Source organism: Enterococcus sp. AAFC-DPL-5146 (assembly GCF_058216635.1).
On sequence record NZ_CM177103.1, the window covers coordinates 2,035,421 to 2,049,586 of the forward strand.

Below are 14,166 nucleotides of genomic sequence, written 5' to 3' on the forward strand. Positions count from 1 at the left end.
AGAATCTTTGCTTTTTCTGGGTGTGATTGGTTGTTGTGTATCTGGGGTTAGACTATTGTCGACGGTATTGGGCATCTGCTCAATGCCGTTTTTTTCTGTCCTATGACTATTTTTGAAGGGAGGTAAGGTTTTAAGAGTTGATGAAAAACTGGATAAAACAAAAAAGGCACTTCACCATTTGGCGGCAACCGAATGGTGAAGCCTTGAATAGACACCCAAAGCATGTCTACACAAGTTGCCAATTTGCTAGCACCGAAGCACTAGCTTCTTTATTGTACCTAATTTTCTTTTGAAATTCTAGTTTGTTTTGGGAATTTCTTAGAATTGATGGTTGTTTAGAGGGAATTGTGGGTTTGGTTTGGCTGATTGATGACGGTATTGGGTTTAGGATGATAGAAAGTTATAAGACACATTGAACATTTGATTAGATACAAAGGTAGCAACAACTGTTTTACAGTTCTTGTCCTTTTCATCATCAAATTACTTCGTTCTTTGTGATTCAAAGCAACTTTTTCTCACTGATTACTTTAGTATCGTTTTTTGTTTTACTCTGGGAGAAGGCGTTATGAATACCGCAAGGCTTTGAAAGTCGTTTGTAGCGCTGGATTATAGGTTTGCCTCGTTAATGCGCATATAGAAAAAGATCTGTTGAAGCCAGAAATTCAGCGGAAAAAATGGCGGGAGAAGTTGTTTATCAACTTCTCTCAGCCTCATTTAAAGGAGATCAGGAGAATGGATAAAAAAGGACATAATTTAAAGGCAGTTACTTATCAGGATATTATTGAGTTGAGGGATTTTATGGAGAAGATGGCTTCTTGGCAGGAACCGTTGGCTATTTTGGATCATTTTTTTCAGTTTCGGACTGGGCCGATTAATAAGAAGCGGATTGTTAAGGAGTATTATGCGCGGGGGCAGATGTTTCATGCGTTTTATGAGGATTATAATCGGTTGATTGAGGTTGGGGATGAATTGGTATTGGAGATGGTTAGGGCTGAGAAGGTTGAGACTGGGTTTGAGGTTAAGAAAATGGATTTGGAATAGATTGCGTATGTTTTAAAAGAGGATGGGAAATGATCCATCCTCTGAAAAAGTTATTTTTGTTTTATGAAATCGTAAGTTTCTAATGGAACTGCTTTTATCTCATTTACCGTACATAAGAAAAATACGTAAAAAAATTACTATAAACTTATTGAATTGTGCACAAAAAAAGGTATAATCAGAACGTATGTTTCATCCCACAACTACCTAGTTACTTTTTTAATAATTATAAGTTATAATACTTAAATGATAAGGAGAGATATTATGCCGTACGTTATAGATCTGTTTTGTGGTGCTGGCGGTTTTAGTGAAGGAATCATTCAGGCCGGCTTCGATATTGTTTTTTCTAGCGATAAAAGTTCTGAAGTCATGACAACATATAAAAATCGACACCAACAACTTGGTCTTATTGAAGGTGAAAATACTCATTTTGAGTTAGCCGATATAAGAGAATTAACTGGTGACAATATATTTAAAAAAATAAACAAACTGAAAAAATATAAAGATATGAATTTTAAACGTGGTGATATTGATGTTACGTTTGGAGGTCCGCCATGTCAAGGTTTTAGTAGAGCTGGTAAAAGAGATTCTAGTGACCCTAGAAACATGTTATTTCACGAGTACTTAAGAATTATTCACGATGTTTATCCAAAATATGTTGTTATGGAAAATGTCGAAGGTTTTATGGATATGCAAATGTTAGACTTTCCGAGTGTTTTATCAAAAAACAAAATTTATGAAGGGCAAAGATTAGCTAAAGACATTTTAGAAACTGAACTAAAAGGTTTAGGATATAATATGTTAAAGCCTAAACTTCTAAATGCTTCGGATTATGGGGTTCCTCAAAATCGAAAAAGAGCCGTATTCATAGCTTGGCGAGATGGCATGAATGAGCCTGAATATCCGACAAAAATTAACCAAAAAGTAACTGTGAAAGAAGCTTTATCTGGAATCATGAACAACTATAGATCTGAGTATGCAAAACAATCTAAATCTGGTAGAACGCCAAACACCATTGGTAATTATATTTCAGCAACTAAAGTAAACAATCAAGAAATGTCAACACACACGAAAAGTGTAATTCAGCGATTCTCTATATACAATCAAGGAGAATCAACCCGAATGGCTAGTGAAAGATTAAAGCAAACAGGATTAGATTTACAAAACAGATATCCAGAACTTTTTTTTGAGACTCTTTTTAATGTTAATAAGTCATCCAACATATTAATAATTGAAGATATTATACAGGAACTTGAAATTTCACTTGAAAACTCAAAAAAAGAAAGATGGCTGGGTGATACTAATAAAGTACTAAGTATTTTATTTATGGCTAAACCAAAAGAAGAAATATACCACATATACTTTTCCAAACTAAAAAATCGTATAAATTCTAGTGAAGAAACTACACAAAAATTTCTTAATATGTGTCATAGTAGGTTAAATCGTAAAATTAGCTCAAGCCAGCTTTCTAAAGCATGCATAAGTGGCTCTGGATTGACTGATGACATTTTAGAAGCTCTGTTTACAAAAAAAAATAGTAGGAAACGTCTTGATTCTCTTGGTCAAGCTCCTACAATGGTTACTTTACCAGATGATTTTATTCATCCTTTTGAAAATAGAATTTTGACAGTTAGAGAAATGGCTAGACTTCAGTCTTTTGATGATAGTTTTGAATTTTTAGGAAAAAGAACCACTGGAGGAGATAAAAGAAAAAAAGAGGTTCCTCAGTATACCCAAGTTGGAAATGCAGTACCTCCTCTTATGGCGAATGCAATCGCTAATTCTATCATGGACTCACTTAATAATAATTAAAAAAGCAATTAAAGTTCAATATAATTTTGAACTTTAGTTGCTTTTAATTTTAGGCTTCGATATAAAAACTAATTTTTTATTATTTTAATAGTTCAATTACCTCAATATTGCCAAATAAGTACTGACGATATTTACTGCGTATTCGCCAAGCATTTCCATGATTTTTACCTTTATAAGCTCCTTCTGGAGAAATATATCCTCTCCAATCATAAGTAATGCCACCTGACTTAATTAATGAAATAAAAGTTGAAAATTGTGGAGATCTTGATAGTTCTGCTTCAGTGTAACAAAATTCAACAATATCTCCAATAACTCGTTTCTCAGCTTTGACCCATAATGTAGCCGGGTGTTTTATATATAATTCTTCTTGTAGATCAGAGAAAAACCAATAAGCTGTGACCTCTCTTTTTTTTGTTATTGGATCTTGCCCCCATATTTCAACTCGTCGGTCTTCCTCATTAACTTCTAAATAAAAGTTTCTAGCGTTTTGTGGAGCTTCCTTTGAGCCAATAGTGATATACAAGCTTTTATAGCCCTCATGTTTATCGGAATCATAGCCATAATATCTTGCAAAAGCTGATACTCGATTTCTATCTTTAGTTTCATACTTTTCTATTTTTGTCCCATCAAATCTAGGTCGTAAAGTAAATAATGTATCTAAAGTTTTCGCTAGCTTAGTTTTTATTTCGATTTTCCCTTCAAAATCTGCTTCAGGATTATTATTAGTTTTTATTCCTAAAAGATATTCAAGTGTATCTCCTGAATCTTTTGGAGATAACTTTCCTACTCCTTTTGAATTTCTATGATATCCTAATTTTGCTATAGATTTCACTTGCGGAATTAACCTGCTTGCAGAGTCAGCAATTTCATCTATACCAAACATTTTCTGTAACTCTACTTCAGTTGGAGTATTATTTGTAAGATTAATAATAATTAAATCATTTTCAATTAGATTGGAAAATGAAATGTATAATAGATCACCAATGTTAACTTTGCCCTCTTTAAGAAGTGCACTAAGACCATATATAGAAAATCTACGATCACCACGAGTCATAGTACGGTAGAAATTCATTTTTACACTAATTTGTGTATCATTCAATAAAAATTCCGCATTTTTCTTAACTCCATTTTTCCCACCATTCAAAAGAACTTCATATTTTACAAGTCCTTTATTACGAAGTAAATCTCTAAAAAGTGCATTTGCATCGATATTATTTTTTTCGATCATAGTAGCTGTTAATCGAATCAAAATATACTCAGTTTGGTTATACTTATGTATAGTATTTATAACTTCCATTTCATCAATGTAAGGTTCAAATATCATCTTCATGTCCTCCTCTTGTAAATAGAATACTCAAATCTTTTTCAATGCTATTTGCTATGGAAACTAAGGAAGATATTTTGGGATTAGAGACATTTCCAGTAAAAAGATCACTAATTGTGGATTCTTGTATCCCTGGGCTAGTCGATAGTGACTTTTGTTTTTTTCCTTTGATTATTCTTTTAACATTTCCAGTAAAAATAATTAGGTAGTTATCTTCTTTGAAAAAACTAACTTTGCTAGCATCAAAATTCCGACTAAATAAGTCAGGAAAGTTATAATCTAATGCTCTAGAAATACTTATTGCTGTTTCTAATGACATATCTTCATTAGCTTTCCTATTAAGACCTAATACCTTATTTACAGTTTGCCTTGTTAGCCCTGATTGCTTAGCTAAATCCTCTTGTGTCATACCTTTTTGATACATAATTTTTCCTATGTTTTCACTAAATACAGCTTTCATTTTTATACCTCCTAAAAATTTGAACTGTCTTTGTTTTTAATATACCTTTAAAAGCCACGTTATAATTCATTTACCTTTACATTTAAATGGTTTTAAACATTATTTTTCATAGATATATAATATCTTTTGAAATTCCAAAACAAAAAAGCTGTTAAGAAAATCTTTTTTCTTAACAGCTTTTTACTTATTCCATGTGGAAAAAGATAAATATAAACAAGCACATTTACAATAAAAACTACAATAGTTTTTTTCCTCAGAACTCTTATTTTTAAGATACGGCCACCAGTGCCACTTCCAAGCCTAACAGAGGTTATCTTAATTATTATTCTCCGTACCATTCTTCTTTATAATACCCATATATTTCTCTAAATTCTTCTGAATATTTCGTTACTAGTTTATTTTGAATTCTTAAATCAGCTTTGAAGCTGATATAAGTAGGTATCAAAGAAATAATTATCATAAAAAATGCCCCTGCAATTACGATTAACGTCATACTTATACCTAAACCATTTATTGAGTCATTTATACTGTCTTTATTTATCCAACTTTTATTTATTCTATATAACTGAACAATTACTATTCCTAAAATCATTATTATTCCAGCCATTTTTATCAAGAGAGAAAGATTCTTATTGGTTTTATACTCTTTTTCAAACGTTACATTAATATATTCTATTAACATATTCTTTTCCACTGCGTAATATAGATATAGACAAGTAGGCACATAGATAATTATAGTAACCAAATTAATAATATAATTAGAATCTACAGTTCCTATGGAACCACAAATATAAGATAAAATAAAATTTTCAAACTAGAATATATAAACTCTTTGTAACCATAGTTTTTAAGATAGTGTCTACTTTTAAAATATGAAAATAGTGCTATTAAAATAAAGCTTATGGCTGTTGTTACTGCTATAGTTCTAGAGAATAAAGTTATTACTATGTTATCTTTAGCACTTGTATAAGACATTATCATCATAATAGGCATAAATAAACTTATGGCTAAAAAGCCTATCTTTTTTAATCTAATTGGAAATTTTGCATCAGAATTGCCTTTAATTAAATAGTCAATTTTGTTTCGACCTATTTTAACGTACGCTTCTTCAAAACTGATGTTGTTAACATAGTCCTCTATTTTCTTCATAAATCCGCCTACTTAATTTATTTTACCACTCAGGTAATCCTGTATTAAATCTGACTGTAAGGACTAATTGATGAAAAAAATTATTTTCACACCATACAAAGCTCTACTGGCATTTCCATAAGCTGGGCTTTTAGTATTGCTGTATTCATTGCGGACTAAACTATCCAAACTAAAGTCATCTCCTAAAACTTTTTCAACTGCTCTATATTTTTTAAAATTCGGCTACTTTTCCTAGCATGTTCAACTTATTGAATCCTATTTTTGTTCCTGCGATAAGGGCTGATTCTGGTGTCGATTTGAATACTATATTAGCCACGTGACTTATACGTGCTAATACAGCCCAACTATTTAATAAGGTTTCTATTTTTCTCGTTTTGATGGTTCTCGTTTTTGATTAAGTAGGGAGTTTGTTATTAATTAATCTCGTTTTGACCTATCTAGTGATACGAACTGAAAAAGCTAATTATCTCCATACCACTCTTTTTTTGAATAGTCATATCGTTCTCTAAATTCCTCAGCATACTTTTCAACTAACTTATATTTAACTATTTTATCTGGTTTTATCAATAAAGTAGGTAGAAGAGTTAGTCCTATTAGAAGAAAAATTAATCCTCCGCCCCACAATATATATTCTGTAATGCTTACACTCTCAAATGTTATATCGACATTTAATAACCACCATCTATTAATACGGTAAATTATTGTCCCCAAAATTATCAGAATTACAAAAATTTGTAAGAGTTTTGATGTTTTTGTTGCAAATAACTCACTTTTTTTGCTCCATTTATCATTTCCTAAGTTATATTTGGCTCTTAATAGACTCAATGTTTTAAAATATACAATAAAAAGAGAGAGCATGTAGCTAATTATTATATATATTATTGGAACCATATGATACGAGTCATTTTTTATATATAAAAAAACCGTAAGGAAAAAAATAATGCCCGTTTGTAATATCATGTATAGATAAGTATTGTAGTTAACTACTTTTTGAAAGTTGTCTAAAGTAAGATATTTTATTAAAAGAAAAACAATTATGCTTAAAGAAACCATAGATATACCCCAGTAGTAATTTAGTGATGGGAGGCTTATCAGCGCTGAAAAAAGAGAAGAGAATATAATTTTATTGGTGTACGAAGAACTATTAGATGACATAGAAACAACTGTTTCTATGTCATCTAAATATATGTCTTTTTCTGCTTCTTCAAATGCTATTTTATGCATATTTACCACCTCGGTAATCCTGTATTAAAATCTCCTGTATCAACACGGCCCTTTTGTTTTCCAAACCAATCTTCTTTAATTGCCCCAATTTCTCCACTCTCCAAGTTTTCATGTCTTCTATCATAAATTTCATATTGTTTTTCTATCCATCTATCAATATCTTCTTTTGTTCCAAATCCTGCTATTCCATCCCATCCGATTTTTCCATCATCACCAAATTGTTTAAATGGAGTTTTTATTTTTATTCCTTGTACAACTGTGTTCATTGTACCAGCAATAGCTCCTGGAATGAATCCGTATTGTGCCCCTTCTAAAGGACCAATTGATACAAAAAATTTATTTTGACCACCATACAACGCTTTACTAATATCTCCATAAGCTGGACTATCAGGATTGATATATTCATTGTATGCTAAGCTGCCTATACTAAAGCCATCACCTGCTACCCCTACAACTTCTCCAACTGCTTTGTATTTCTTTAAAAAGTCGGCTACTTTTCCTAGCTTTTTAAACTTATTGAATCCTATTTTTGTTCCTGCGATAAGGGCTTCTCCCGCTGACGATTTGGATAATAGATTGGTCATGTGACCGATAGGTGCTAATACCTCCCAACCCTTGTCACTCAAATTTATCAACACTCCATATACTTTAGCTTGTACATCTATGGATTGATCAATCAAATATAGACCAAATTTTGGATTATTTAAAATTTTTGTTGCCAAATCTTTAGGTAACTTATTCCAACTTTCTTGCGCTATGAAGATATCGAGTACAGTATCTTGTATACCTTTAGGTAATTTTTCCGAATCTAAGAATGTAATAAGGTACTCAAATAGACGTTTATTATTCTTTACTTTCTCAATTGCTGCCATTGGATTTTTAGAATACAGATCATTGATTTCTTTCATTGCCTTTTCTAAAGCCGTTTTTTCCATTTTATCTATATCATTAGAATTTTTTAAAGAATTAAACCAACTGAGATCAACACCTTTAGGTAATTGATAGGTCCCATCACTATTGACTACCGTATTATTCAATACTGTTACACCCTGCATAGCAATTTTCATATCATTCAAGCTATTGCTAAAAAGTCCATTTGTTTGTGAAGAAAATTGTTGTAGTTTCTCTAGCTTCTTTTCTAATTCTCGAATATCCTCTTCAAAATCATTCGACATACGAGTCAAGCTTGACTGAACATTTAATAACGCATCTAAGACTTTAGCAACTGGATTATTTCTAGATAATGCTCTTGCTATTGCTGCAGAAGCATCCACAGAAGCTTTCATTGCTTTTTTAGTTGCAATTTGTTGGTTTAATTTGTCCTCATCTAGCGTTCCTTCTGATGAAACTAAAAGATCTGCTGATACGTACGTTTGCAATTCGCTTTCAATAGTATCGATGGCAGAGGTTACTTTACTAATAGTTGGTAAAATTAAATCACTAAATAAGCCTTTTCCTGCTGTGTAAGCTGCACCAGAAAGTGTTTTTCCATCTACAGCAGAAATTACTTTTTGACTTCCTGCTTTTAACTGTTCAGAGGCTTCTTTTCCACTTTGTAGATTTTGCTTTAGTGCAGACATTAATTGCAACGAATCGGAACTTGAATAAATTAATCCCAAGGAATTGCCCCCCTTTTTTTATAAAGATCCTCAGTTTCTTTATCGAGTGTTTTTCGTTGTTCTGCATAATGATCAGATAACGTTTCTTCTGCCTCTTGTAATTGGCGTCTAAAATATCGCTCTTGTTCTTCATTTTTTCGTTGCATACGAATACCTTCATGGTTCTCACTATGTACTTCTTCTTCGTTTATCATTGCTAAGGTATGATAGCCTCGTTGTAAATCTTCTTGTAAGTTTCGTAAACTGTCTTCTATTTTTCGTTGTTCTTGTTTCAATTCATCATTGATATTTTCTTTTTCTATAATCAAACGGCTGTATTTTACTCGCTCTTGATCATTTTTATTCTCCACAACATTCTCCTTAGAATTTAATTTTGCTATCCTCTATAGCGATTATTTCAGCGATTTTAGGGAATTTTTGACTTTGCTCCTTCACGCATTCAATCAATTGTGATAGATCTGAAAGTAACTGATTATTTACTTCTGAACCTTGTTTCATACTACTGACATTGCTTTTTCCTAAAGAAACTTGTGTCCCTTTATTGACAGGTACAGCATTTATACTTGAAACTGCCCCAGTCGCAACCCCAATATCTGAAGCTATATTTACCATTGTAACACTCCTATACTTAACTTTTAGTCATGTATAATTTTATCATAGACTGAAATTCTAAGATACTCTTTTTTATTCCCTGGTAAACATAAATAATCTTTGTTTTTTGAAATCAAAATATTCTAAGAAAAGAGATTAGAGAGGTAATTACGACTGCATGAAGTGCGTAAAAACATTGATCTCACGCCCCTAACGATATAATGAAAAAAGCTACATCGAAATCATTCATCGATGTAGCGCTCTTACTATTTCTTATTGCCAATAAGCTGGAATCTTCGCTTCATAAGCCGCAATCTCATCATCATGCGTCAAACTAATCGCAATATCATCCAACCCATTTACCAACTTATGCTTCCAAGTGCTGTCAATTTCAAAAGAATATATCCCATTCGGCGTAATAACTTGTTGCTTCGGCAAATCAATCGTGATTGTCTCATCTGCCCCAAGTCCTGCCAATGCATCCAACTCATCATGGTTCAAGACAATCGGCAGTAAGCCATTTTTTGTAGCATTCATATAAAAAATATCACTAAAACTACCAGCAATAATCGCTCTAAACCCATAATCATCTAACGCCCAAGCCGCATGTTCCCTCGATGATCCTGAACCAAAGTTATCCCCTGAAATCAAAATCGTCGCATTTTTATATTTAGGTTCATTCAACGTAAACTCAGGGTTTGGCGTACGATTTGGTAAATAACGCCATTCGTCAAATAGAAATTCACCAAAACCGGTTTTTTCGATTCGTTTTAGAAATGATTTTGGAATAATTTGATCCGTATCGATATTGTCGTTCATTAATGGAACCGTGGTTCCAGTATGTTTTGTAAATGCCTCCATTATGCACCAAGCTCCTCTCTAATGTCTACAAATGTTCCTACGATTGCGGCGGTTGCTGCCATTGCTGGGCTGCAAAGGTGAGTTCTTGCTCCTTTGCCTTGGCGTCCTTCAAAGTTTCGATTAGAGGTTGACGCACAATGTACACCTGCAGGTACTTGGTCTGGGTTCATACCTAGACACATAGAGCATCCTGGCTCACGCCATTCAAATCCTGCTTCAGTGAAGACTTTATCTAAACCGATTTTTTCAGCTGCTTTACGAACAGGTCTTGAACCTGGTACTACGATTGCAGTGATTCCTTCTTTGACTTTTTTTCCTTTAACGATGCGGGCTGCTTCTTCCAAATCAGACAATCTGCCGTTGGTACAAGAGCCGATAAAAACGTAGCCGATTTCAATATCTGATGGGCGTTGCCCCGGTTTTAGATCCATATAATTATATGCACGTTCATCATTCATATCTGTAATTTCTGGGAACGTTCCTGTGATTGGAATTCCCATTTCTGGATTGGTTCCCCATGTCACAAAGGGAACTAGTTCCTCTGCATTCAGTTCTAGATTGGTGTCATAAACAGCATCTGGATCACTTGGTAGTTTTTTCCAATCAGCAATCGCCGCTTCCATGTCTTTCGGAGCATATTCTCTACCACGCACATAGTCAAAGGTTTTTTCATCTGGCGCCATCATCCCCATTTTTGCGCCGCCTTCAATAGCCATATTACAAATGGTCATCCGTTCTTCCATCGTTAAGTTTTCGATTGTTTCACCATAAAATTCAACTGCATGTCCTACACCAAAATCAACCCCATATTTTGCGATCAACGCTAGAATAATATCTTTTGCGTAAACGCCTTTCGCTAGTTTTCCAGTGATTTTGACTCCCATTGATTTAGGTTTATTTTGCCAAATACATTGTGTGGCAAAAACGTGTTCCACTTCGCTTGTACCGATTCCAAATGCCAATGCACCAAATGCGCCATGTGTGGCGGTATGTGAATCTCCACAAACGATGATTTTACCAGGTTGAGTCAATCCGGTTTCAGGTCCTACCATATGAACGATTCCTTGACGGTCACTGCCGTTATCACAAAGTGTTACACCGAATTCTTCACAGTTTTTCTGCAAGGCTTCGATTTGTTTTTTTGCTACTAGGTCAGTGATATTAAAGATATCTTTTGTTGGTACGTTATGATCCATTGTGCCGAAGGTTCTGTCTGGTCGACGAACTTTTCTGCCAGCTTCTCTTAGTCCTTCAAATGCTTGCGGAGATGTGACTTCATGGATTAGATGAAGATTGACGTAAAGTAGTTGTGGTTCTCCAGCAACACCTGATACCACATGTTGTTCCCAAAGTTTATCAAATAGTGTTTTTCCCATATTAGGCACCTCTCAATTCTTTTATGACTGCTTCTGTAAATTCTGTAGTCGTTGCATGTCCACCTAAATCTGTGGTCAAGATTCCCTGATTCATCACAGATTCACAGGCATCTTCAATTTTTTTCGCTGCGTTTTCTAATCCAAATGATTGACGCAACATCATCGCTGTCGACAAGATCATAGACATTGGATTGGCGATATTTTGATTGGCAATGTCTGGAGCCGATCCATGGATTGGTTCATATAATGACGGACCCGATTCACTGTGACTAGCACTTGGCATCATACCCAATGATCCTGGGATTACCGATGCTTCATCACTTAGGATATCGCCAAATAGATTTTCTGTGACAATTACATCAAAGGCTTTTGGTTTTTGAATCATCACCATCGCCGCTGAATCAACTAATTGGTGTTCCAACGTGCAATCTGGAAATTCTTGTGCCACTTCTTCGGCTGTTTGGCGCCATAATTTACTGGTGGCTAGAACATTTGCTTTATCAACTGATGTGACTTTTTTGTTTCTAGTACGGGCAATTTCAAAGGCTTTGCGAATGATACGTTGAATTTCAGCTTTTGAGTAGGTACATAGGTCAGAGGCTTCTGTTTCGCCTAAATTTTTTTCCCCAAAGTAAATACCGCCAGTTAATTCACGAACAACAATAAAGTCAACGCCACGAACGTTTTCTTCTTTTAAAGGAGACAAATGAACGACAGCATCTGGTACCGAAATTGGTCGAATATTTGCGAATAGACCTAATGCTTTTCTTAAACTAAGTAATCCTTGTTCCGGACGTTTTGGTGCATTGTCCCATTTTGGTCCACCGATGGCACCTAGCAAAATAGCATCTGCCTTTTCGCAGGCTTTTAACGTTTCTTCAGGTAATGGATCGCCTTTTTCATCAATACCCGCACCGCCAAAAGAAAAGCGTTCAATGTCAAAATCTAAATTATCTTGAATCATGATTTCTGCTAAAATCTTTAGTGCGCTATCCATGATTTCTGCTCCGATGCCATCTCCTGGCAATGCTACGATTCGTTTACTCATTAGGCTTTCCCCACTTCTTTTTGAAATTGTTCGCTGGCTTTGACATAGGCTTTGGCTGACGCTTGAAGAACATCAAAATCAATACCGATGCCGTTGAATTGTTTGTTATTTGTATCAGCTAAGGTTACGTGAACTTCGGCTTGAGCGTCTTCACCGCCTGTGACGGCTTTGATGTAATACTCTTTTAGTTCTGGTTTTTGGGCTAGTATTTTATCGATAGAATTATAAATTGCTTGGATACTTCCTGAACCGATAGCTGATTCTGTTTTTGTTTCATCTTCTCTTGTGTTGATAGAAACAATTGCACCTTGACTGCCGTCTGAAACGTATTGTAATTGTACACGTTCTAAGCGATAGGCTTCATTACATTCTTGGGATTGTCCGATCATCAATGCGATCAGATCATCTTCTGTGACTTGTTTTTTCTTATCGGCTAATGATTTGAAGCGTTTGAAAGCATCTTTTAGTTCTTCTTCTGTTAGTTGGTAACCAAGAGCTTCCATTTTGGTTGCAAAAGCATGTCGACCAGAAAGTTTTCCTAGCGGCAATGAGTTTTCGTTTACGCCAACTAGTGACGGTGTGATGATTTCGTATGTGTCAGGATTTTTCAGTACGCCGTCTTGGTGGATTCCTGATTCATGAGCATAGGCATTTGCTCCTATGATTGCTTTGTTTCTTGGTACGGCCACACCAGACAAACGGCTGACGAGGTCACTAGTTCTTTTGGTTTCCTTCAAAGTGATATTGCTTTGTGCTTTGTAGAAATCTTTTCTAATGTAAAGAGCTAATGCAACTTCTTCAAGAGCAGTATTACCCGCTCGTTCGCCGATGCCGTTGATGGTTCCTTCTACTCGACGCGCGCCATTTTCAATTGCTGCTAAGGCATTGGCCGTCGCCATTCCTAAGTCATCGTGACAATGGGAAGAGAAAATGATTTCTTGGTTGCTTTGGATATTTTCGATCAAGAATTTAAATAGTGCCCCGTACTCAGTAGGGTTAGAATAACCCACAGTATCAGGAACGTTGATGATTGTTGCTCCGGCGTCGATTGCAGTTTGAACAGCTTTTAGTAGAAATTGTTTTTCTGTTCTAGTCGCATCTTCTGGTGAAAATTGGACTTTCTCGAATTTGGTTCTTGCATAGCTGACATGTTCTTTAATAGAAGCGATCACTTCATCTGGTGTCATTTTTAGCTTGTATTCCATATGAACCGGGCTTGTTGCTAGAAAAACATGAATTTGTGGGTGCTTGGCATTTTGCAAGGCTTCATGAGCACGATCAATGTCGGCTTTTTGACAGCGAGCGAGTCCAGCGACTGTCATCTTTTCGGCATTCTCTGCAATGGCTTTGACTGCTTCAAAATCACCAATTGATGCAATCGGAAATCCCGCTTCGATTGTATCAATCCCCCATTTTTCTAGTTGTTTGGCGATTTGAACTTTTTCTTTTGTGTTGAAATTCACGCCTGGTGTTTGTTCCCCGTCTCTTAGAGTGGTATCAAAGAATTGGATACTTTTCATTTTTCATACATCCCTTCTGAATTGAGTAATGGTTTTCTTCATTTTTTAGGTTAAGAGAAACGAATGAGACTTCTCTCTCTTCGTTCGCCAAGTATTGCGCAACATCAGCTCTGCAAGCAGTCGCTGTGTTTTGCAATAAAAAAA

At 34.8% G+C, this 14,166-nt stretch carries 14 protein-coding genes; 2 read left to right on the forward strand and 12 right to left on the reverse strand.

Translation table 11 applies throughout. From position 1 onward, the window contains the following. Positions 1-732 precede the first annotated feature (732 nt). Complete coding sequence (locus AC4BB2_RS09325) at positions 733-1,041, forward strand: hypothetical protein (protein ID WP_490472663.1); 309 nt, start codon at positions 733-735, stop codon at positions 1,039-1,041. Between the two features lie 261 nt (positions 1,042-1,302). After that, positions 1,303-2,850 carry a DNA cytosine methyltransferase gene (locus AC4BB2_RS09330; RefSeq protein ID WP_490472664.1) on the forward strand — a complete coding sequence of 516 codons (1,548 nt, stop codon included), beginning with the start codon at positions 1,303-1,305 and terminating at the stop codon, positions 2,848-2,850. 79 nt (positions 2,851-2,929) lie between these two features. Here the strand turns inward: AC4BB2_RS09330 and AC4BB2_RS09335 are convergent, their stop codons facing one another. From AC4BB2_RS09335 to AC4BB2_RS09390, 12 genes are all read right to left on the reverse strand, one after another. Then, positions 2,930-4,174, reverse strand: a complete 1,245-nt coding sequence (locus AC4BB2_RS09335) for an MvaI/BcnI family restriction endonuclease (RefSeq protein ID WP_490472665.1) — start codon at positions 4,172-4,174, stop codon at positions 2,930-2,932. After that, on the reverse strand, positions 4,164-4,634 hold the full coding sequence (locus AC4BB2_RS09340) for a helix-turn-helix transcriptional regulator (RefSeq protein WP_490472666.1): 471 nt from the start codon (positions 4,632-4,634) through the stop codon (positions 4,164-4,166). Before AC4BB2_RS09340 ends, AC4BB2_RS09335 begins: the two co-directional genes overlap by 11 nt. Positions 4,635-4,956: 322 nt before the next feature. After that, complete coding sequence (locus AC4BB2_RS09345; protein WP_490472667.1) at positions 4,957-5,316, reverse strand: hypothetical protein; 360 nt, start codon at positions 5,314-5,316, stop codon at positions 4,957-4,959. 92 nt (positions 5,317-5,408) lie between these two features. After that, entirely contained in the window at positions 5,409-5,783 is a 375-nt protein-coding gene (locus AC4BB2_RS09350; protein ID WP_490472668.1) for a hypothetical protein, read from the reverse strand. Between the two features lie 459 nt (positions 5,784-6,242). Further along, a complete protein-coding gene (locus AC4BB2_RS09355) occupies positions 6,243-7,007 on the reverse strand; it encodes a hypothetical protein (protein WP_490472669.1) in 765 nt (254 codons plus the stop codon). 2 nt (positions 7,008-7,009) lie between these two features. Continuing rightward, complete coding sequence (locus AC4BB2_RS09360) at positions 7,010-8,626, reverse strand: T7SS effector LXG polymorphic toxin (RefSeq protein WP_490472670.1); 1,617 nt, start codon at positions 8,624-8,626, stop codon at positions 7,010-7,012. Continuing rightward, positions 8,617-8,976: a hypothetical protein gene (locus AC4BB2_RS09365; RefSeq protein WP_490472671.1), complete on the reverse strand. Its 360-nt coding sequence runs from the start codon at positions 8,974-8,976 to the stop codon at positions 8,617-8,619. The genes AC4BB2_RS09360 and AC4BB2_RS09365 overlap by 10 nt, the downstream gene beginning before the upstream one ends. 10 nt (positions 8,977-8,986) lie before the next feature. Beyond that, the gene (locus tag AC4BB2_RS09370) at positions 8,987-9,238 is read right to left on the reverse strand and encodes a hypothetical protein (protein WP_490472672.1); all 252 of its coding nucleotides are present in this window, start codon (positions 9,236-9,238) and stop codon (positions 8,987-8,989) included. Positions 9,239-9,490: 252 nt separating this feature from the next. After that, complete coding sequence (gene leuD, locus AC4BB2_RS09375) at positions 9,491-10,078, reverse strand: 3-isopropylmalate dehydratase small subunit (protein ID WP_490472673.1); 588 nt, start codon at positions 10,076-10,078, stop codon at positions 9,491-9,493. Next, on the reverse strand, positions 10,078-11,454 hold the full coding sequence (gene leuC, locus AC4BB2_RS09380; protein ID WP_490472674.1) for a 3-isopropylmalate dehydratase large subunit: 1,377 nt from the start codon (positions 11,452-11,454) through the stop codon (positions 10,078-10,080). The genes leuD and leuC overlap by 1 nt, the downstream gene beginning before the upstream one ends. A 1-nt stretch (position 11,455) precedes the next feature. Next, a complete protein-coding gene (leuB, locus tag AC4BB2_RS09385; RefSeq protein ID WP_490472675.1) occupies positions 11,456-12,502 on the reverse strand; it encodes a 3-isopropylmalate dehydrogenase in 1,047 nt (348 codons plus the stop codon). After that, complete coding sequence (locus AC4BB2_RS09390) at positions 12,502-14,022, reverse strand: 2-isopropylmalate synthase (protein ID WP_490472676.1); 1,521 nt, start codon at positions 14,020-14,022, stop codon at positions 12,502-12,504. The genes leuB and AC4BB2_RS09390 overlap by 1 nt, the downstream gene beginning before the upstream one ends. Between the last annotated feature and the right edge of the window lie 144 nt (positions 14,023-14,166).

Coding starts and splice junctions, on each gene's coding strand:
- AC4BB2_RS09370 (WP_490472672.1), bottom strand. CDS start 9,238: ATGGTAAATATAGCTTCAGATATTGGGGTTGCGACTGGGGCAGTTTCA.
- AC4BB2_RS09335 (WP_490472665.1), bottom strand. CDS start 4,174: ATGATATTTGAACCTTACATTGATGAAATGGAAGTTATAAATACTATA.
- AC4BB2_RS09355 (WP_490472669.1), bottom strand. CDS start 7,007: ATGCATAAAATAGCATTTGAAGAAGCAGAAAAAGACATATATTTAGAT.
- AC4BB2_RS09340 (WP_490472666.1), bottom strand. CDS start 4,634: ATGAAAGCTGTATTTAGTGAAAACATAGGAAAAATTATGTATCAAAAA.
- leuB (WP_490472675.1), bottom strand. CDS start 12,502: ATGAGTAAACGAATCGTAGCATTGCCAGGAGATGGCATCGGAGCAGAA.
- AC4BB2_RS09390 (WP_490472676.1), bottom strand. CDS start 14,022: ATGAAAAGTATCCAATTCTTTGATACCACTCTAAGAGACGGGGAACAA.
- AC4BB2_RS09325 (WP_490472663.1), top strand. CDS start 733: ATGGATAAAAAAGGACATAATTTAAAGGCAGTTACTTATCAGGATATT.
- leuC (WP_490472674.1), bottom strand. CDS start 11,454: ATGGGAAAAACACTATTTGATAAACTTTGGGAACAACATGTGGTATCA.
- AC4BB2_RS09350 (WP_490472668.1), bottom strand. CDS start 5,783: ATGAAGAAAATAGAGGACTATGTTAACAACATCAGTTTTGAAGAAGCG.
- AC4BB2_RS09345 (WP_490472667.1), bottom strand. CDS start 5,316: ATGTTAATAGAATATATTAATGTAACGTTTGAAAAAGAGTATAAAACC.
- leuD (WP_490472673.1), bottom strand. CDS start 10,078: ATGGAGGCATTTACAAAACATACTGGAACCACGGTTCCATTAATGAAC.
- AC4BB2_RS09330 (WP_490472664.1), top strand. CDS start 1,303: ATGCCGTACGTTATAGATCTGTTTTGTGGTGCTGGCGGTTTTAGTGAA.